This window comes from Caulobacter sp. GW821-FHT10A06, from assembly GCF_059415805.1.
In genome coordinates this window covers 234,967-252,606 of record NZ_JBWKNY010000002.1, presented here as the reverse complement: position 1 = coordinate 252,606, position 17,640 = coordinate 234,967, and the positions used below count along the sequence as shown (strand labels likewise).

The window sequence follows — 17,640 nt, the reverse complement described above, 5'->3', positions numbered from 1 at the left end:
CCGCATGTCCATCGCCGATCGCCTCTGGTCGCCCTATTGCGGTGCAGGTCCCGTACCGGCCGAGCTGTGGTCGCGCTGGAACCTTGATCCCGTGGCGCTGGTGCTCCTGACGGCGTTGGGCGGGCTGCTGCTGGCGATGTCGGAGAACCGCAAGCTGGCCATCGCAGCCGTGCTGGTGCTGGTCGTCGCCTTCGTCTCGCCGCTGTGCGCGCTGAGCTCGGCGCTCTTTGCCGCGCGCACCGTCCATCACGTCCTGCTGGTCACGGTCGCCGCGCCGTTGATCGCCTGGGCGCTGCCCCGCCCTGCGCGACCACCGCACCTGGTGGCCTGGACCACCGCCTTCGTCGTGGCGTTCTGGGCCTGGCATGCGCCGGCCGCCTATGGCCGGGCGATGTCGAGCGACCTGGCCTACGCCCTGATGCAGGCCAGTCTGCTGGCCACCGCCGCGAGCGCCTGGCGCGCCGTCCGCGCGGTCCGGCCGGCCGGCGCCGTGGCGGCCCTGCTGGCGACCACGGTGCTGATGGGCCTGCTGGGCGCGATCCTGACCTTCGCCCCGCGCGCCCTCTATGCGCCGCACGCCCTCACCACCGCCGCCTGGGGCCTCACGCCGCTGGAGGACCAGCAGATCGCGGGTCTGATCATGTGGATCCCAGCGGCGGGGGTCTACCTCGCGTCTGCCCTGTCGATCCTGGCTGGGGTGCTGCGCCCCCGTCTGGCGGCCGCATGATCGACCGGCTGATCGAGAACATCTTCGAATGGGCTGCCGGCCATGCCGACGAAGGCCGCTATTCGCCGGTGGCCATCGTCTTCCACTGGACCATGGCGGGCCTGGCCTTCTTTCAACTGGGCTGGGGTTTCTGGATGGGCCGCGCGCCCGCCGGGGCGACGATGGCGTCCGCATACGAGGTCCACTACGCGGTCGGGATCCTGATGCTGGTCCTGGCCCTGGGCCGGCTGGGCTGGCGATTGTTCGCGCCGGACACGATCAACGACGCCGACAAGCCGGGCTGGGAGAGCACGGCGGCCCACGTCACCCACTACGTCTTCTACACCTGCCTGCTGGGCCTGCCACTGAGCGGCTGGGCGATGGTCTCGGCCACGGCGCGCGAGACGGAGCTTACCCTGCTGGGGTTCATTCCCTGGCCACTGATGCCGCTGGGCGAGCTCACAAATCCGACCCTCTGGGCGATCGAGGCGGCCGCCGAGTGGCTGCACTGGGGCTTCGTGGTCAGTCTGGTCGCGCTGATCCCGATCCACGCCGGGGCGGCGCTCAAGCGCCACCTCATCGATCGAGACGACGTCCTGCATGGGATGCTGCCGATCGTGCCGCAGCTTCCGCAGCGTCGGACGCGGTGGCGGCGTCGCTGGCTGGCCTTGGAGAAGCGGGTTGCCGCCGCGACCAGGCCGCTAGGGCGTCGACCTCGGCGGACGTGAGCTTGCGGGCGATGTCGCCCATCGCCCCGCGCGGGTCGTTGCGCCGCTTGGCCAGACGCCAGCGCTCCAGCTGCTCGCGGGTATAGGCCTCAGGCTGACCGGCCAAAGCGGGGCCGCCGAACCCGACGCCCTGCGCCTGGTCGCCGTGACAGGCCGCGCAGGGCTGGAGGCCGCGCGATGGATCGCCTTGGCTCCAGAGCACGGGCGGCGGCCCGCCCTCCCCGCCCGATCGCGTCGGCAACGCGGCGTAGTAGGCGACCACCGCCCGGCGCGCGTCGTCATCCAGAGCCTTGGCGACCGGCGTCATCACGGGATCAGCACGCAAGCCCGAGGCGTAGTCCTCCATCTGCTTCTGCAGGTATCCCGCCTCCAGGCCCGCCAGCCGGGGTGTGGAGACCCCATCGCCGGCGCCCTCCAGGCCATGGCAGCTGAAGCAGGCCTTCTCGGCCCCGCCAGCCCCACCGCTCATGGCGATCGTACGGCCGGTGGCGCTGAGCGCCGCGTCGGTGCGGCTCTCGGTCCGGTCACAGGCGGTCAGGGCGAGGAGGATCAGGAGGCGGCGCACAGCGGCTTAACCAGCGGCGCTTGGCCCGGTTCCGTCGGAACCTTGGCCGCACCGGCGGGTTCAGCCTGCGAAGTAACCGTGGGGATGGCGTGACCAGCGGATCGAGAACGGCCAGTCCAAATGTGATCGGGGCGATGATCGGCTTGGCGAGCCTGGCGGCCTGCGCCGAGAAGCCGGCCGGTCGCGCCATCGCCGGCGCCGATCCGGACCGTGGCCGCGCCTTGATCGAAAGCCACGGCTGCGGCGCCTGTCACCAGGTCCCCGGCGTGGCCTGGCCGCGTGGTCGGGTCGGAGGTTCTCTCGCGGGTTTCGCCGACCGCGCCTTGATCGCCGGCCGTCATCCCAATCAGCCGGACGTCCTGGTGCGCTGGCTGCGTGATCCGCCGTCCCTGTCGCCCGACACCGCCATGCCCGCCTCGGGCCTGGCCGAGGCCCAAGCCCGCGATGTCGCGGCCTATCTCTATGCGCTCCATGACGAATAAGCCGCTGGCCGACGAGAGCTTCAAGGGCTGGCCGCCGCCGGTGCTGGACCCGGCCGGGCCGTTCGCCGCACCGCTGAACACCCTGACCTGGGGCCTCCTGGCCATGGCCGCCCTGGTCATGATCGTGGTGCTGGTCGCCCTGGCTATCGCCCTGTTCGCCCCGCGTCCTTGGCGCCAGCGCCTGGGCGGTGAGAAGCTGATCTGGATCGCGGGCCTGGGCTTTCCGGTCGTCGTGCTGAGCGTGCTGCTGGTCTGGGGCCTGTCGCTGACCAACAAGCTTTCAGAACGCCCGCAGCCGGGCGACCTGCGCGTGCGGGTAACCGGCGAGATGTGGTGGTGGCGGGTGGCCTATCTCGACGCCGCCGGCCGCGAGGTCTTCCAGGACGCCAACGAGATCCACGTCCCCGTCGGCCGGACCATCGCCTTGGAGCTGGAGTCGACCGACGTGATCCACAGCTTCTGGGTGCCGCGCCTGGCCGGCAAGCTGGACATGATCCCCGGCCGCCGGAATGTCCTGCGGATCCAGGCCGATAGCCCGGGAACCTACAGCGGCCAGTGCGCTGAGTACTGCGGCGGGGCCCACGCCCTGATGGCCTTCGTCGTCGTGGCCCATGCCCCCGAGGACTACGCCCGCTGGCGCGCCCGCGCCGAGCAGCCCGCCCTGCCGCAACAAGCGGCCGGCGCGGCGGTGTTCGACAAGAGCGGCTGCGGCGCCTGCCATACGATCCGGGGGACCAGCGCCAACGGCGTCGCCGGACCGGACCTGACCCATGTCGGCTCGCGCCGCACCCTGGGCGCAGGCATCCTGCCCAACAACGCCGGGACCATGGGCGGTTGGATCGCCGACAGCCAGGCCATCAAGCCCGGCAACCGCATGCCGGCCTATCCGGTATTGAGCGGCCAGGACCTGCGAGCCGTCTCGGCCTATCTGGAGAGCCTGAAGTGACCGAGGGCTCGGAGACCGGCTTCGACCGATCGATCTACGACCGTTTCCCCACCAAGGGCCGTCGGCCCAAGGGCGAGGTCGAGCAGCTCAAGGAGATCTGGTGCGCCCCCAAGGGCTGGCAGTGGATCACCGCGATCAACAACAACTTCATCGGCGTCTACTATGTCGGCGCGGCCATGCTGTTCTTCGTGCTGGCGGGGGTCTTGGCGCTGTTGATGCGCACTCAGCTGGCCCTGCCGCTGCAGGGCGTGCTGGCGCAGGAAACCTACAACCAGATCTTCACTATGCACGGCACGGTGATGATGTTCCTGTTCGCCGTGCCGGCGGTTGAGGCGCTGGGCGTCCTGCTGCTTCCCCAGATGCTGGGCGCGCGCGACCTGCCCTTCCCGCGCCTGTCGGCCTACGCTTTCTGGGCCTATCTGATCGGCGGGCTGGCGTTCTTCTGCTCGCTGTTCTTCGGGCTAGCCCCGAACGGCGGCTGGTTCATGTACCCGCCGCTGACCTCGACGACCTATTCGCCGGGGATCAACGCCGACTTCTGGCTGCTGGGTATCGGCTTCATCGAGATCTCGGCCATCGCCGGCGCCATCGAGATCATCGTCGGGGTCTTAAAGACCCGCGCGCCGGGCATGAGCTTGGACAAGCTGCCGATCTTCGCCTGGGCCATGTTGGTCTTCGCCGGCATGATCATCATCGCCTTCCCGTCGGTGATCCTGGCGACAACGCTGCTGGAGCTGGAACGAGCGCTGAACTGGCCGTTCTTCGACGCCACGCGCGGCGGGGACCCGATGCTGTGGCAACACCTCTTCTGGTTCTTCGGCCACCCGGAAGTCTACATCATCTTCTTGCCGGCGGCGGGCGCGATGTCGACCATGATCCCGGCGGTGGCGCGCACGCCGCTGGTCGGACACTGGATGGTCGTTTTGGCCTTCCTGGCCACGGGCTTCATCAGCTTTGGCGTCTGGGCCCACCACATGTTCACCACCGGCCTGCCGGGGACCTCGGTCGGCGTGTTCTCGGCCGCGTCCATGGCCGTAAGCTTGCCGGCCGGCGTGCAGGTCTTCGCCTGGATCGCCACCGTGGCCAGCGGCAAGATGCGGTTCAACACCCCAGGCCTGTTCGTGCTGGGCTCGCTGCTGATCTTCGTGATGGGCGGGCTGACCGGGGTGATGGCGGCCATGGTGCCGTTCGACTGGCAGGCCCACGACACCTATTTCATCGTCGCCCACCTGCACTACGTGCTGATCGGCGGCATGGTCTTTCCGCTATTCGCGGCAATCTACTACTGGACGCCGATGGTCTCCAGCCGGCCGCTCAGCGAACGCCTAGGTCGCTGGACCTTCGGCCTGATGTTCGCCGGCATGCACCTGGCCTTCCTGCCCATGCACCTGTCGGGCCTGATGGGCATGCCGCGGCGCGTGTGGACCTACGCCCCCGGCCGCGACCTGGAGCTGCCGAACATGATCTCCACGGTCGGCGCCTTCATGTTCGCGGTCGGAGTGCTGATCTGGATCATCGACATGGTCCGCAACTTCCGGCCGTTCGGAAGCGACGCCGGCAACGTCTATGACGGTCCCGGCCTGGAGTGGTTGCCGGCCGAGCTCTATTCAGTCCGCAGCATCCCGGTGGTCAGCTCGCTCTATCCGCTATGGGACCAGAAAAACCTCGCCCGAGACGTCGAGGCCGGCCGCTACTTCCTGCCCGGCGCCCCGACCGGCGGGCGCGAGACCTTGGTGACCAGCCCCGTCGAGGCCGAGCCCCAGCATCTGCTGCCGATGCCCAAACCGTCGGGCTGGCACGTCTGGGCGGCCGTGTTCACGGCGGGCTTCTTCCTGCTGCTGACCGTGCAAGCCTATGCCGCCAGCGTCGTCAGCGGCGTGCTGGCCACCTATTGCGTGATCCGCTGGTGCTGGTTCCTCGACCATCCCCTCCCCCAGAAGGAGGTCGATGTCGGCGCGGGCCTGATGCTGAAGACCTACGCCAGCGGCCCCTCCAGCACCGGCTGGTGGGCCATGGTCATCACCCTGGTGGTGGCTGGCATGGTGCTGGCGATGAGCGTCTTTTCGTACGTCTTCCTGTGGAGCCGCGCGCAGGCGCCGTGGAACGCGCCGATCGGGGTCGAGACCCTGACCGTCGCGGGGATGAACTTGGCGGCCGTCCTGTGCGCCTGGCTGGCCAGCCGCGTCTTACCAAGACGCCCTCGCCTCACCGTCCTCTTCACCGTCGCCGCCGGCGTGTTGGCCGCCGCGGCCTGGGCCCTGGATTTGAAGGCCTGGCAAGGCACGGGCCTGTCGCCTGATCTCAGCGCCCAAGGCGCGATCGTCCACGCCATGCAGGCCTGGCAGGGCTTCTTTATCGCCGTCGGCGCGATCATGGCCGTCTATGTCGTGCTGCGCTGGCTATTCGGCTATGTCGGTCCCGATCGACCAGCGACCGTACAGCTGGTCGGCCTGTTCCACGCCTATGTGGCGGCTCAGGGCCTGGTCACCCTGGGCGTGCCGCGGCTGTTGGCGGCGGCGGCATGAGCGCCTGGCGCACCCTGCTGGCGGGTCTCGTGGTATGGTTGACCCACTTCGCGATCGTCTACGCCTTGCCCAGCCTGGAGGCGATCGGCGCGGCCTCGCCAACGAGCCTGATGGTCGTCCATGGCCTGGCGACCCTGGTCTGCCTCATGGCAGTGGGTTTCCTAGGGCTCGCGGCATTCCGGAAGTCGCGTGTGGCGGAGGCCGGCAGCGCCTTCCGCCACCACATCGCCGCCCTGGGCGCGGCTATGGCCGGCGTCGCGATCGTCTGGCAATCGGCGCCGGCCTGGCTGAGCTAGCTTACTTCGCCGGCGCGACGCGCCAGACGGTGTTGGAGAGGTCATCGGCGATCAGCAAGATGCGCTTGGCCGGATCGAAGGCCACACCGACGGGACGCCCACGCGCTTTCTGCCCGTCCAGGAATCCGGTGACGAAATCGACGGGCTTGCCGTTGGGACGCCCGCCCGCGAACGGGATCCAGACGACCTTGTAGCCGGACAGGTCCTGGCGGTTCCAACTGCCGTGCTCGCCAACGAACACCCCTTCGCGGAAGTCGCCGCCAAAGCCCCCGTCGCGCGCGAAGCTGACGCCCAGCGCCGCCACGTGCGAGCCCAGGGCGTAGTCGGGCACGATCGCCTTGGCGACCATGTCCGGCTTTTGCGGATGGACGCGCGGATCGACGTTCTGGCCCCAATAGCTGTAGGGCCAACCGTAGAAGGCCCCGTCACGCACGGCGGTCAGATAGTCGGGCACCAGTTGCGGACCCAGCTCGTCACGCTCGTTGACCACCGCCCAAAGGGCGTTGTTGGTCGGCTCGATGGCCAGGGCGGTAGGGTTGCGGATGCCATGGGCGATGGTGCGGCGCGCGCCGGTCAGGCGGTCGATCTCCCAGACCACGGCCCGCTCTTCCTCAACGTCCAGGCCGCGCTCGCCGACATTGCTGTTGGAGCCGATGCCGACATAGAGCTTGCTCCCGTCGGCGCTGGCGACCAGCGACTTGGTCCAGTGGTGGTTGATCCGCGAGGGCAGCTTGGTGACCTCGACGCCCTTCTCGGTGATCTTGGTCTGGCCCGGCTGGAACGGGAAACGCAGCAGGGCGTCCTGGTTGGCGACGTAGAGCTGGCCGTCGACGAAGGCCAGGCCGTACGGCGCGTTCAGACCCTCGATCAGCGTCTCCTTGACCTCGGCCCGGCCGTCGCCGTCGGCGTCGCGCAGCAGGGTGACGCGGTTGCCGCCCTTCACCTTGGTCTTGCCCTGGGCCTTGATATAGCCGGCGATGATGTCCTTGGGGCGGACCTTAGGCGCCTGCGCGCCGCCCGAGCCCTCGGCCACCAGGATGTCGCCATTAGGCAGCACCAGCATCTGACGCGGGATCTTCAGGTCGGTGGCCAGGGCCGTGACCACAAAGCCCTTGGGCGCGGTCGGGGTCGCATTGTCCCAGCCGGCCGGCTTGGCGATCTTCATCGGCGGCAGCAGGGTCTGCTGCTGGTCGGGCAGCGGCGGCTTGCCAGCGCCGGTCTGGTCGAGGCCCGGATCGCTGCGACCGCAGGCCGTCAGGGTAATCGCCGCCGTGGCGAGCAGGAACCAGCGAGCGCTCATCGGACGATCCCCTCGATGCGTTGGCTGGAATAGCCGATGACGGCGGCCACCAAGGCCGCCAGGGTCGAGACGATCGATAGCGTCAGGCCGATCGAACCGACCGCGCTCCAGCCGTCATGGCTGTGCTGGAAGGCGTTGATCAGGCCGGCGATGAACATCACGGCCACGGCGACCAGATAGGCCAGGGCCCGAGCCCGCGTGGTGCGGCCGGGGAACACGGCGACTACGATCGCCCAGGCCAGCACCAACCCGCCGAAGAAGCAGCCGCCGGCGATCAGCCAGGCCGAGAAGTTCGACCACTGGACAAGGGCGCTCTTCAGATAGGCGATGTCGGACGCCAATCCCGACGAAAACAGCGCCAGCGGAAACGCCAACAGGATGGCGTGTAGCGGATGGAGAGGTGTGGCGCCGATCCCTCTGGACGTAGGCATGGAAGACTCCGCACGCGCGCCGCCTGTGGCGCTAGCTGAGCAATCCCTGGGCGCGCAATAGGTTTCACGCGCAAGTCACAGCCCCGCCCATCGTCGGGCTTCACGCCTGAACAACCCGCGCTCGACGGCGCGGGAACGTCCGCGGCGGTTGATCGATGGACCACGCCTCAATCAGCCGCGCTTGTAGCCAAGCAGCATCGCAAGGAGACGCCCCGACCTCAACGGTCGCGGGCATGCTCGGGCTTGCCCTTGCGCTGGGTGTGAGCGAAGTCCTCGAGCTGCTTTTCGCTCATCGACAACATCGACCTGGACGCGCCCTTGAGTTTGCTCTTGGGCGTTTCCCCGCGCTTGGCGGAAAGCGCGGCGCCGGCGGCTTTTTGCTGGGCGGCGGACTTGGCGGGCATGACGAACCTCCTGCTTTCACCACTCAACGCGCCATCACCGGTTCTGTGTCACGAGTTTGCTTTTAGCGCACAAGCGCGATCAAGGCGTTGACCTTGGCCAAGTCAGGCGGTGGCTGGCTAAGGTTCGCAGGGGGCGCGAAAACACCCCCTGCGACCTGAGTTTAGGTCAGCGCGCCGCCGTCGACGTTCAGGATCGTCCCGGTGATCTGACGGGCGGCAGGTGACGCCAGGAACGCCACCGCGGCGGCCACATCCTCAGGTTTGCCATAGCGGCCAAGCGGGATCAGCGAACGCTGAAAGTCAGAGGACTCGCCATCGGACGGGTTCATGTCGGTGTCGGTCGAGCCCGGCTGCACCAGGTTGACGGTGATGTCGCGCGGACCAAGTTCACGGGCAAGGCCCCGGTTGAACGACTGCAGCGCCGACTTGGTCATGTAGTAGGCCGCGCCGGGGTCGCCCACGATGCGGTCGGCGCCCGCCGAGCCGATGGTGATGACGCGGCCACCGGCTTTCAGGTGTGGAATAGCCGCCTGGGCCGCGAAGATCGGCGAGCGTACGTTCACTGCCAGCAGGGCGTCGACGTCCTCCTGGCTGATCTCGGCGAACGGAGCATAGCGGGCGATGGCGGCGTTGTTGACCAGGATGTCGAGGCCGCCGAGCGCAGCGGCCGCCTCTTCCACCGACCGTTTCACCGCCGCCACGTCGGCGCTGTCGGCCTGGATGGCGACGGCTTTGCGGCCCTTGGCCTCGATGGCCCCCACGACCTCCGCGGCCTTGTCCGCGGCGCGCTCGTAGGTGATGGCGACGTCCGCGCCCTGTTCGGCCAGTTCCAGGGCGATTGCGGCCCCGATGCCGCGGGAAGCGCCTGTCACCAGAGCGCGCTTGCCAGCCAGATTCGTCATGTCGGTTCGAAGTCCATTTCTAGAGTGGTCGATACAGAAATAACTGGGGAGGTTGCCGGGTCGGTTCAAGGGACTTATCTAACGATCGATGCAAAATTCAGGACAACGTCCGGAAAACGGCCCCAGCTCCCCAGGGCGCGGACGCGGTCGCCCGCGCGCCTTCGACCGCGACGCAGCGCTGGCTCAGGCGATGCGGCTGTTCTGGGAGAGGGGTTACGAAGCCACGTCCATCTCCGACCTGACCGCGGCGATGGGGATCGGCGCGCCTAGCCTCTATGCGGCTTTCGGCTCGAAGGAAGCGCTGTATGGCGCAGCCCTGGACCATTATCGCCAGACCTATGACGAGATGGGCTGGGGTGGGTTTAGGGCCGGCGCAACGGCGCGCGAGGCGGTGGCGGCGTGGCTGCTGGACTCTGCCGCCTCATTGACCGGTTCGCTGTGCGACATGCCCCGGGGCTGCATGGTGACCTTGTCCATGGTCGGCGACGAAGGCCACGCCGACCTGGGCGAAGTGGTCCGCGCGGCGCGCCTCGGCAGTTTGGAGCGGCTGAAGGCGCGACTGGAGCAAGGTGTGGAGGAAGGCGAGCTTCCGGCCGGAACCGACGTCCACGCTCTCGCCCGCTTCGTTCAGACGGTCCAGAGCGGGATGTCGATCCTGGCGCGGGATGGAGCGACGCGGGCCGAACTGGAAGCCGTGGCGCAGGTCGCGATGCAGAGCTTCGCCGCGCGTTAGCTATCTCAGCACCACCCTGAGGTTCCGTTGCGGATCGACGAAGGCGTTCAGCACCTCGGCCTCCAGGGTGAACGCGGTGATGTCGGGGACATTGGCGAACTGGATCACGACCTTGCTATGGGCCGGCACGGTCAGCACGCGCGCGCCGGTCAGCGGACTGGCGGAGGTCAGACGCAGCTGGAGCGGCATGAAGGCGTCGTTGTGGAGCTCGACCTGGACCATGTCCTTGGTCAGGAAGCTCTGAGCCCGCGCCTTGCCCGTCATCCGCAGCGCCGCGCCGACGATCTCGGCCAGCTCCTGTTCGCGCCCATAAAGCGTCTGGCGGTAGAGGGCCGCGGTGCGCTTCTGCAGCATCGCCGCGCGGATGGCCTCGGCTGAGCCATCCTTGGCGAGCACCAGGGTCGTGGTGCGGTGTTGGCCCTCGGGGATCTGCATGTCGGCGTCGATCGCGCCGTGGACGTCGGATGCGCCGACCACGGCCAGACCGTGCTTCAGCGCCATGTCGAAAGCGGCCGCCGAATACTGCGAGCTGTTGGCGATCTCGACGGCGTCGAACAGACCCGCCTTCAGCAGGCCGCGCTGCTCGGCCGGCATCGGTTCGGCCACCGCGGGGTCCAGGCCGGGCAGGACCCACGGATGGTTCCAGATGATCACCGCGCCCTGGCCGCGCGCGACCTTCAGGATCTCGGTCGGATCCTTGGACATGGTTGCGTCAACAGTCAGAGCGTTGACGTCCTTCATGAACAAGGCGTTGAAGTGCCCCCATGGCACGCCGCGCGTGATCTCGACACCGGGGATCGGCAGGACCTTGGAGCTGATGCGGGCCGCTTCCTTGACGGCGATCGCATAGGGCCGGTTGTGGTCGTCGGTGACGATGTCCGGCGCGTAGGGGTGCGCCTCGAGGTGGTCGGTGACGGCGTAGGCGGCCAGATGATCCTGCTCGGCCTCCCACAGGCGGAAGGTCGGCCAGACGACGCCGTCGCTGAACAGGGTGTGGGTGTGGGTGTCGACCGCCAGCACCGCCTCGCCCTTGGCCGTGACCGGGAAATCGATGCGGCGCGTGTCGTTGGCGCGCGTCCAGGTCCGCTCCGGAGCGGTCTGGGCGACGCCGGGCTGGCCTGCCAGCAGAGCGAAGACGGCGACGGTGGCGGCGAGAGACGCTTTCAGCATGATGGGTCGTCCAGTTGAGTCGGCGCGACCTCTAGCGACGACACGTGACAATCTCAATACAGATGTACGGGAATTATCCCCCGCATCTTCGGTGGAAATTATCCACACAGAAACTAATGTGCGATACGCCGACGACGACCGAGCGCCAGAATGAACACGAAGATCACCGACCTGCAGCCCTATCTCCGAGCCGCCCTGCCGCTGGTCGCCGCCGACGGCTTGAAGGGCCTCAGCCTGCGGCCACTGGCCGAGCAGCTGGGCACGACCGCGCCAGCCCTGATCCGCCGCTTCGGCAGCAAGGACGAAATGGTCGCCGCCCTGGTCGAGGTCGCCATCGCCGAGGACGGCGCTTTCCTCGACGGCTGGCTGGCGCGAATCCGGGCGCTGGAGGTGCGCGACGGCGCGCTGATGGCCGAGGTCGTCGAGGCGGTACTGTCCGACCTGGCCGGGCCCGAGGCCGGACGCACACGCTTCTATTGCGAACTGCTGCAGGCAGCCGCCTCGCGTCCCGAGATCGTCGAGACGGTCGCCGCCTGGTCGGCGCGGCGCCTGGCCTTCTGGCGCGCGGCCACCGAATACCTGCCTACGCCGGAGCTTGCCGAGATCCTGCACGGCTTCAGCATCGGCGACGCCGCCTACAGCCTGGTGCTGGAGGACGTGACCGCCTATCGCTGGCTGCGCCGCCTGAACCTGCGCCGACTGTGCCGCGGCCTGATCCCTGTCGACGGGCGTCAGGACCTGCGGGCCTACGCGACCTTCCGCGCCGCGCTGGACGATCTTCATGGCGACGAGCCCGCCACGCCGCCGATGTCCGACTGGCAGGTCAAGGCCGCAGGGCACATCTCGGCGCTGATCATCGCCGAGGGCGCTGATGCGGTGACGCACCGGGCCATTGCCGCCCGCGCCGGCCTGGCCAACTCGACCCTGGCCTATCACTTCCCCCGGCAGGAGGACCTGCTGCGGGCCGGCCTGGACGACATCGTGTCCAAGGTTCGCCGTGCGACGGGCGCCACGGCCTCCGACGCGCCGCCGGATTTCAACCTGACCGCCGTTCAGAGCAGCCGCGCGACCCTGGCCCTGGCGCTGGCCGCCGGGCGCATGCCCAGCCTCAAGCCGGTCGCGGCGGACCTGCGCCGTCAGCGCGGCGAAAGCTCCGTCTTCTACTACGAGCGACAGTACGGCGAGCGGGTGTTCGACGTGGTGGCGTGCCAGGCGCTGTCCCTGACCGCCATGGGCTGGTTCACGCTGGACGGTCTTCTGGAGCCGACCGCCGGCGGCGGCTTCGGCTTTGACCTGGCCGAGCGCATGCGTGAGGCGGCCCTGGCGTCGCGGTAACGGGCTCAATTCGTACATCCGTTATCAATAGACCGAAATTCGCGCCAAGATTCTCGTACATCCGTTACGCAACCGTCATCGAGCGCTGATATTGCCTCCCTCGAGTTCGAATTTTCGGGGATATTTCCAATGCTCGCACCCAAACACCTTCGCGCCCTGCTGCTCGCCAGCGCCGCCCTGAGCGGCGCCTCGGCCGTACAAGCGTTCGCAGCCGACACCACAGCCGCCGCCAGCGACACCGCGCTGGAGCCGATCGTCGTCACCGCTCAGCGCCGCGCCGAGCGTCTGCAGGACGTGCCGATCTCGATCACCTCGGTCAGCGCCCAGAAGCTGGAGCAGTCCAACTTCCGCTCGATCACCGACCTGCCCTATCTGGTCCCGGGCGTGCAGTTCGAGACCACCAACGGCACTGCCTTCAACATCCGCGGCGTCGGCAGCAGCTCGTGGGACTTCTCCAATGAGAAGTCGGTCAGCCTGGTGGTCGATGACGTCGTGATGGACGCCCAGCGCGACAACGGCCTGATCGGCCTGACCGACATCCAGCAAGTCGATGTGCTGATGGGCCCGCAGGGCACGCTGTTCGGCAAGAACGCCACTTCGGGCGTCATCGCCATCACCACCGTCAAGCCGGTCCTGGGCCAGTTCTCGGTCAAGGGCGACGCGGCCTATGGCGATCGCGCCGACCGGACCGCGAACCTGACGGTCAACATCCCGATCGGCGACAAGATCGCCCTGCGCGTCTCGGGCTTCGCCCAGGGCCAGGAGGGCTATGGCCGCTACACCACGCTGAACCAGTCGCTGAACGCCTATAAGGAGCATGGCTATCGGGCCCGGTTGCTGTTCGCGCCCAACGACCGGATCGAGCTGATCTACGCCACGGACTACGCCCGCCACTGGGACAACAACAACCGCACCACGGTCGGCGGCGGCTCGGCCTTCTTCACGAATCTGCAGATCATCAACGGCGTGACGCCCAGCCTGAAGAACGACAGCAACGCCGACAGCAAGATGGGCGAGCTGAAGAACACCAGCTGGGGCCAGACGCTGAAGGGCCAGTTCCAGATCGGCCGCGACACCCTGACCTCGGTCAGCTCGTATCGCGACACCCGTTCGTTCGGCGCGGGCCCCGGCGACTTCACCCCGGTCGACAAGTGGGCTTTCGTGCCGTTCAACCAGGGCACGGTGAAGACCTGGAAGTTCAGCCAGGAACTGCGCTGGGCCTCGCCCACCGGCGGGTTCTTCGAATATCTGGCCGGCCTCTACTACAACCGCCTCAGCCAAGATGCGACGCAGGCCCAGTGGGCCACCTTCGGCGCGCCGTTGCCCCTGACCAACATCACCACCACCACCGGCGTGGCCGGCGATCCGGGCAACGCCCAGCGCTTCCGCACCACCAACATTACCGAGGCCGCCTTCGGCCAGCTGAAGTTCAACGTCTCGGACAAGCTCAGCCTGTCGGCCGGCGCCCGCTACACCAAGAACGACAACAGCCAGACCGAGACCTTCTTCTACATCGACCCGATGAAGGCGCTGGGCCTGCCCCTGACCTTCACGCCCAGCGGCAAGGCGCCCACCCAGCCCTACGGGCAGGTCAAGGGCGACAACTTCTCGTATCGCCTGGCCGCCCAGTACCGGCTGAACAGCGACGTCATGGCCTATGTCTCGTACGCCACCGGCTACAAGCCCGGCGGTACGGCGTTCGTCGGCAACAACTATTCGCCGTACAAGGACGAAACGGTCAAAAGCATCGAGGCCGGCGTCAAGTCCGAGCTCTTCGACCGCCGGGTGCGCCTGAATGCCAGCGTGTTCAACTCGGAATTCACCGACTTCCAGACCTCGCTGCTGACCTTCGTGCCGGGCAATCCGGTGGCGGTGATCGCCACCGGCAACGCCGGCGGCCTGCGCAGCCGAGGCTTCGAGACCACCTTCGCCTGGCGCGCGACGGAAGGCCTGACCCTGAGCGGCGGCGTGACCTATGCCAACGCGATGTTCACCGACTTCCGCTACAACGCCACGACCAACTACAAGGGCACCAGCCTGACCAACGCGCCCAAGTGGCAGGGTTCGTTCAGCGCCAACTACGACCGCCAGATCGGCGACTATCGCCTGAAGGCCAGCCTGGACTACGCCTACAAGACCCGCACCTGGAGCGCGGTCGGCCAGGCCGCCAATACCGAGCTCCCCGGCTACGGCATCGCCAACGGCCGCATCAGCGTCACGCCGGAGACCGGCGGCGTCGAGGTCGGCCTCTACGGCCGCAACCTGCTGGACAAGTACTTCTCCACCGCCTTCGAGCAGTACAGCACCATGAGCCTGACCCACCGCGTCTCGCGCGAGGCGCACCGCACGGTCGGGGTCTTCGCCAAGTACGCCTTCTAGTCCCCTGAAGCGCGGGCGCCCCGTGGCCCGCGCCCGACTTGTCCCGCCCGGGCATGGAGCTCGGGCGGGATCTTTTTCCACGACTGTATGAGACCTCGACCATGGATCGTCGCCAGTTCCTGACGGCCGCCAGCGCCCTGGCGCTGCCCTCCGCCAGCCATGCCACCGCTCCACTGGAAGCGCGCGCCGAACGCATCACGGCGCAGGCCGTTCGCCTGACCTGGACCGGCGCGCGAGCCGTCTCGATCCTCGTCTCCGGCGATCCGGATGCGCCGAGATCGGCGATGCGACCGCTGAAGACGCTGGCCGGCGCCGCGACCGAAGTCGCCGTCCCGGTGAGCCCCCGCCCCTACTTCCTGGTCCGCGCCGCGTATGGCCGCCAGACCCGCGTGGCCGAGCGCCTGCTGCCGCTGACGGGCGGCCGCAATTTCCGCGACCTGGGCGGCTGGCGCACCGCCGACGGCCGGCAGGTGAAGTGGGGCAGGATCTATCGCTCGGGCATCATGACCGACCTGACGATGGCCGACATCGCCTATCTCCAAGGCCTGGGCATCACCGTCATCTGCGATCTGCGCAGCCCGCAGGAGCGCGCGACCGAGCCCAGCCCATTCCTGAAAACCGCAGGACCGAAGATCTCGGCCTTCGACTACGAGACGGTCTCGCTGGCGCCGTTCGTGGCCATGACCACCCGCGAGCAGGCCATCCAGGGCTTCGCCGACGCCTATGTGGCGCTGCTGGATCGCCTGGCGCCGCACTTCACGGACCTCTTCGCGCGTCTCGCGGATGACGCCGGCCCGCTGGCGATGAACTGCAGCGCCGGCAAGGATCGCACGGGCCTGGCCTCGGCCCTGGTGCTGTCAACCTTGGGCGTCCCGCGCGCGACCGTGATCGCCGACTATGCCCTATCGCAGACCTACGTCCCGCCGGCGCGATACGCGTCCCAGTTCCCGGCCTTCGCCAAGACCCCTTGGGCGGTGTCGGAAGTGGTCCTGGGCTCCGATCCGGAAGTCATGCGCCGAACCTTGGCCGCGATCGACGCACGATGGGGTGGTCCGCTGGCGCTGGCCAAGGCCCGCTATGGCCTGACCGACGTGATGCGCCAGAAACTGCGCCAGCTCTATCTGAGCTGAAATCAGCGCCGGGCAACCTGGATCAATACGCTTCCGCGGCGAGGTGGTGGGCGTGTCGCTGGCGGACCTGATCGGCCTCGTCGCTCTCGGCGAGCTTCTGCAGGGCATGAGCGCGCGTCGTGTCGAGCAGGCGATAGCACACGGCATTGCCGACCAACTCGGCCGTGACCAGGGACTTGTCGACCAGGTTGGCCAGATCGTCGATCGTCTTGGCCACATCGCACTCCGCCCGGGCGATCACGCAGGCCGCCTCCAGGCTGAAGGCGCCCGGGAAGACCGACAGTCGTCGCAGCACCGCGCGTTCATCCGCCGACAACAGGTTGTAGCTCCAGTCGAACGTCGCGGTCAGGGTCTGGTGACGCTCGGGCCAGGAGCGGAGTCCTCCGGTCAGACGGAACCGGCCATCCAGCAGGCTTCGAAGCTCACGCACCCCAAAGGCGCTGGCGCGGTTGGCGGCCAGTTCGATGGCCAAGGCCACGCCATCCAGGCGCTGACAGATCTCGGCCACGACAAGCGCATCGCCATCCTGCAGGTGGAACATCCGGTTTCTGGCCATCGCGCGCTCGACGAACAGCTGCGTGGCGGGGAAGGACAGAAGCGCGTCGGCCGGAAGCCGTTCTTCCAGCGGCGGGGCGTCGAGCGGCGCCAGGCGATAGACGCGTTCCTCATGGATTCTCAGCGGTTCGCGGCTGGTGGTCAGGATCCGAACCCCTGGGGCTTGGGCGAGGATATCCGCGACACAGCTCGCCGCCGCCTCGATCAGGTGCTCGCAATTGTCCAGAACCAGCAGCAGATCCCGGCCGCGCAGGTGGTCGAGAAGCTCAGCGAGCAGCGTCGACGGGCGCAGCGCCAGGCCCAGAGCCTTGGCGATGGCCGCGGGCACGCCGGCCGGATCATCCAGGCTGGCCAGGTCGGCGAACCAGGCGCCATCCCTGACGCGCGCCGCGAAGCCCTCGGCGACGGCGACGGCGACGGTGGTCTTGCCCATGCCGCCGGGGCCGACGATCGACAGCACTCTTTCGGTCTCCAGGTCCTTGCGGATCCGCCCGATGTCCTCGGCGCGCCCGATGATGCCGGCGACGGCGGGCGGCAGGTTGCTCTGGCCGCCGCAGGACCGGCTCTCGCGGACAGCGCGGACGGGCTGGCCCGACCGGACCGGCGCGACGAAGCGATAGCCCCGGCCGATCACAGTGGCGATGTACTGCAGGCTGCCGGCCTTTTCGCCCAGCGCGCGCCGCAGGGCGGCGATGTTGACCTTCAGGTTGGCCTCCTCAACGGTCAGGTTGGGCCAGGCGCGCTCGATCAGTTCAGTCTTCGAGATGACGACGCCGGGGCGCTCGACCAGGGCCGTGAGGATGTCGAAGGCCCGCCCGCCAAGCGTGACGGGCGCCTCATCCTCGACGAGCATCTGCTGCTCGGGATTGAGCACGAAGGGGCCAAAGGCGAACGACCTTGGGTGTTCGATAAAGGGCGTCATCTGAGTGCCTCCAGTCCCGAGTTCGAGCCGCAGCCCGTTGGCAGGCGACCTGAAACCCCGAGACGCAGGGCCTTGGAAAACCCGTAAGCGAACGTCGTTTTTTACATCTCTTTACCGAAGCCCTCGCGCGG

The 17,640-nt window shown here is 68.1% G+C and carries 16 protein-coding genes and 1 pseudogene; 10 read left to right on the top strand and 7 right to left on the bottom strand.

Features of this window, described 5'->3' with window-relative positions:
• Positions 1 to 4: 4 nt before the first annotated feature.
• Both AC07NF_RS05105 and AC07NF_RS05100 read left to right on the top strand, forming a co-directional pair.
• Positions 5 to 727 (top strand): cytochrome c oxidase assembly protein, encoded by a 723-nt coding sequence (locus AC07NF_RS05105; RefSeq protein ID WP_494628438.1) that lies wholly within the window; start codon positions 5 to 7, stop codon positions 725 to 727.
• The gene (locus AC07NF_RS05100) at positions 724 to 1,434 is read left to right on the top strand and encodes a cytochrome b (RefSeq protein WP_492809861.1); all 711 of its coding nucleotides are present in this window, start codon (positions 724 to 726) and stop codon (positions 1,432 to 1,434) included. The genes AC07NF_RS05105 and AC07NF_RS05100 overlap by 4 nt, the downstream gene beginning before the upstream one ends.
• A 25-nt stretch (positions 1,435 to 1,459) precedes the next feature.
• On the opposite strand, the pseudogene AC07NF_RS05095 reads toward AC07NF_RS05100, so the two are convergent.
• Positions 1,460 to 1,903: pseudogene (locus AC07NF_RS05095) on the bottom strand (c-type cytochrome); the annotation flags it as partial.
• Positions 1,904 to 2,133: 230 nt separating this feature from the next.
• On the opposite strand from AC07NF_RS05095, the gene AC07NF_RS05090 reads away from it, so the two are divergent.
• Genes AC07NF_RS05090 through AC07NF_RS05075 form a run of 4 tightly spaced genes read left to right on the top strand, consistent with a single transcriptional unit; the run spans position 2,134 to position 6,248 of the window.
• Entirely contained in the window at positions 2,134 to 2,481 is a 348-nt protein-coding gene (locus AC07NF_RS05090) for a c-type cytochrome (protein ID WP_494628440.1), read from the top strand.
• Positions 2,471 to 3,427: a cytochrome c oxidase subunit II gene (gene coxB / locus AC07NF_RS05085; protein ID WP_494628442.1), complete on the top strand. Its 957-nt coding sequence runs from the start codon at positions 2,471 to 2,473 to the stop codon at positions 3,425 to 3,427. Before AC07NF_RS05090 ends, coxB begins: the two co-directional genes overlap by 11 nt.
• Positions 3,424 to 5,952 carry a cbb3-type cytochrome c oxidase subunit I gene (locus AC07NF_RS05080; protein WP_494628443.1) on the top strand — a complete coding sequence of 843 codons (2,529 nt, stop codon included), beginning with the start codon at positions 3,424 to 3,426 and terminating at the stop codon, positions 5,950 to 5,952. Before coxB ends, AC07NF_RS05080 begins: the two co-directional genes overlap by 4 nt.
• A complete protein-coding gene (locus AC07NF_RS05075; RefSeq protein ID WP_494628445.1) occupies positions 5,949 to 6,248 on the top strand; it encodes a hypothetical protein in 300 nt (99 codons plus the stop codon). The genes AC07NF_RS05080 and AC07NF_RS05075 overlap by 4 nt, the downstream gene beginning before the upstream one ends.
• Before the next feature lies 1 nt (position 6,249).
• Here AC07NF_RS05075 and AC07NF_RS05070 read toward each other — a convergent pair whose 3' ends face one another.
• The 4 genes from AC07NF_RS05070 to AC07NF_RS05055 form a co-directional block, all read right to left on the bottom strand.
• A complete protein-coding gene (locus tag AC07NF_RS05070) occupies positions 6,250 to 7,548 on the bottom strand; it encodes a PQQ-dependent sugar dehydrogenase (RefSeq protein WP_494628448.1) in 1,299 nt (432 codons plus the stop codon).
• A complete protein-coding gene (locus AC07NF_RS05065) occupies positions 7,545 to 7,979 on the bottom strand; it encodes a DUF2231 domain-containing protein (protein WP_494628450.1) in 435 nt (144 codons plus the stop codon). The genes AC07NF_RS05070 and AC07NF_RS05065 overlap by 4 nt, the downstream gene beginning before the upstream one ends.
• A gap of 218 nt (positions 7,980 to 8,197) precedes the next feature.
• Entirely contained in the window at positions 8,198 to 8,383 is a 186-nt protein-coding gene (locus tag AC07NF_RS05060; RefSeq protein ID WP_492809847.1) for a DUF3008 family protein, read from the bottom strand.
• A 161-nt stretch (positions 8,384 to 8,544) separates the two neighbouring features.
• Positions 8,545 to 9,285, bottom strand: coding sequence for an SDR family NAD(P)-dependent oxidoreductase (locus tag AC07NF_RS05055; RefSeq protein WP_494628453.1), 741 nt, complete (start codon positions 9,283 to 9,285; stop codon positions 8,545 to 8,547).
• Positions 9,286 to 9,475: 190 nt separating this feature from the next.
• On the opposite strand from AC07NF_RS05055, the gene AC07NF_RS05050 reads away from it, so the two are divergent.
• Positions 9,476 to 10,018 (top strand): TetR/AcrR family transcriptional regulator, encoded by a 543-nt coding sequence (locus tag AC07NF_RS05050; protein ID WP_494628455.1) that lies wholly within the window; start codon positions 9,476 to 9,478, stop codon positions 10,016 to 10,018.
• On the opposite strand, the gene AC07NF_RS05045 is transcribed toward AC07NF_RS05050, so the two are convergent.
• Entirely contained in the window at positions 10,019 to 11,188 is a 1,170-nt protein-coding gene (locus AC07NF_RS05045; protein WP_494628457.1) for an Sb-PDE family phosphodiesterase, read from the bottom strand. It abuts the gene before it with no gap.
• 150 nt (positions 11,189 to 11,338) lie between these two features.
• On the opposite strand from AC07NF_RS05045, the gene AC07NF_RS05040 reads away from it, so the two are divergent.
• From AC07NF_RS05040 to AC07NF_RS05030, 3 genes are all read left to right on the top strand, one after another.
• The gene (locus AC07NF_RS05040; RefSeq protein WP_494628459.1) at positions 11,339 to 12,523 is read left to right on the top strand and encodes a TetR/AcrR family transcriptional regulator; all 1,185 of its coding nucleotides are present in this window, start codon (positions 11,339 to 11,341) and stop codon (positions 12,521 to 12,523) included.
• A gap of 129 nt (positions 12,524 to 12,652) precedes the next feature.
• Positions 12,653 to 14,902, top strand: a complete 2,250-nt coding sequence (locus AC07NF_RS05035) for a TonB-dependent receptor (RefSeq protein ID WP_494628461.1) — start codon at positions 12,653 to 12,655, stop codon at positions 14,900 to 14,902.
• Between the two features lie 101 nt (positions 14,903 to 15,003).
• Entirely contained in the window at positions 15,004 to 16,032 is a 1,029-nt protein-coding gene (locus tag AC07NF_RS05030) for a tyrosine-protein phosphatase (protein ID WP_494628463.1), read from the top strand.
• A 22-nt stretch (positions 16,033 to 16,054) separates the two neighbouring features.
• On the opposite strand, the gene AC07NF_RS05025 is transcribed toward AC07NF_RS05030, so the two are convergent.
• Positions 16,055 to 17,509, bottom strand: coding sequence for an ATP-binding protein (locus tag AC07NF_RS05025; RefSeq protein ID WP_494628465.1), 1,455 nt, complete (start codon positions 17,507 to 17,509; stop codon positions 16,055 to 16,057).
• Between the last annotated feature and the right edge of the window lie 131 nt (positions 17,510 to 17,640).

Excerpts from the sequence above, each read along its gene's own strand:
- AC07NF_RS05035 (WP_494628461.1), top strand. The coding sequence starts at position 12,653 with ATGCTCGCACCCAAACACCTTCGCGCCCTGCTGCTCGCCAGCGCCGCC.
- coxB (WP_494628442.1), top strand. The coding sequence starts at position 2,471 with ATGACGAATAAGCCGCTGGCCGACGAGAGCTTCAAGGGCTGGCCGCCG.
- AC07NF_RS05025 (WP_494628465.1), bottom strand. The coding sequence starts at position 17,509 with ATGACGCCCTTTATCGAACACCCAAGGTCGTTCGCCTTTGGCCCCTTC.
- AC07NF_RS05030 (WP_494628463.1), top strand. The coding sequence starts at position 15,004 with ATGGATCGTCGCCAGTTCCTGACGGCCGCCAGCGCCCTGGCGCTGCCC.
- AC07NF_RS05100 (WP_492809861.1), top strand. The coding sequence starts at position 724 with ATGATCGACCGGCTGATCGAGAACATCTTCGAATGGGCTGCCGGCCAT.
- AC07NF_RS05065 (WP_494628450.1), bottom strand. The coding sequence starts at position 7,979 with ATGCCTACGTCCAGAGGGATCGGCGCCACACCTCTCCATCCGCTACAC.
- AC07NF_RS05090 (WP_494628440.1), top strand. The coding sequence starts at position 2,134 with ATGATCGGCTTGGCGAGCCTGGCGGCCTGCGCCGAGAAGCCGGCCGGT.
- AC07NF_RS05045 (WP_494628457.1), bottom strand. The coding sequence starts at position 11,188 with ATGCTGAAAGCGTCTCTCGCCGCCACCGTCGCCGTCTTCGCTCTGCTG.
- AC07NF_RS05060 (WP_492809847.1), bottom strand. The coding sequence starts at position 8,383 with ATGCCCGCCAAGTCCGCCGCCCAGCAAAAAGCCGCCGGCGCCGCGCTT.
- AC07NF_RS05050 (WP_494628455.1), top strand. The coding sequence starts at position 9,476 with ATGCGGCTGTTCTGGGAGAGGGGTTACGAAGCCACGTCCATCTCCGAC.
- AC07NF_RS05055 (WP_494628453.1), bottom strand. The coding sequence starts at position 9,285 with ATGACGAATCTGGCTGGCAAGCGCGCTCTGGTGACAGGCGCTTCCCGC.
- AC07NF_RS05105 (WP_494628438.1), top strand. The coding sequence starts at position 5 with ATGTCCATCGCCGATCGCCTCTGGTCGCCCTATTGCGGTGCAGGTCCC.
- AC07NF_RS05040 (WP_494628459.1), top strand. The coding sequence starts at position 11,339 with ATGAACACGAAGATCACCGACCTGCAGCCCTATCTCCGAGCCGCCCTG.
- AC07NF_RS05070 (WP_494628448.1), bottom strand. The coding sequence starts at position 7,548 with ATGAGCGCTCGCTGGTTCCTGCTCGCCACGGCGGCGATTACCCTGACG.
- AC07NF_RS05075 (WP_494628445.1), top strand. The coding sequence starts at position 5,949 with ATGAGCGCCTGGCGCACCCTGCTGGCGGGTCTCGTGGTATGGTTGACC.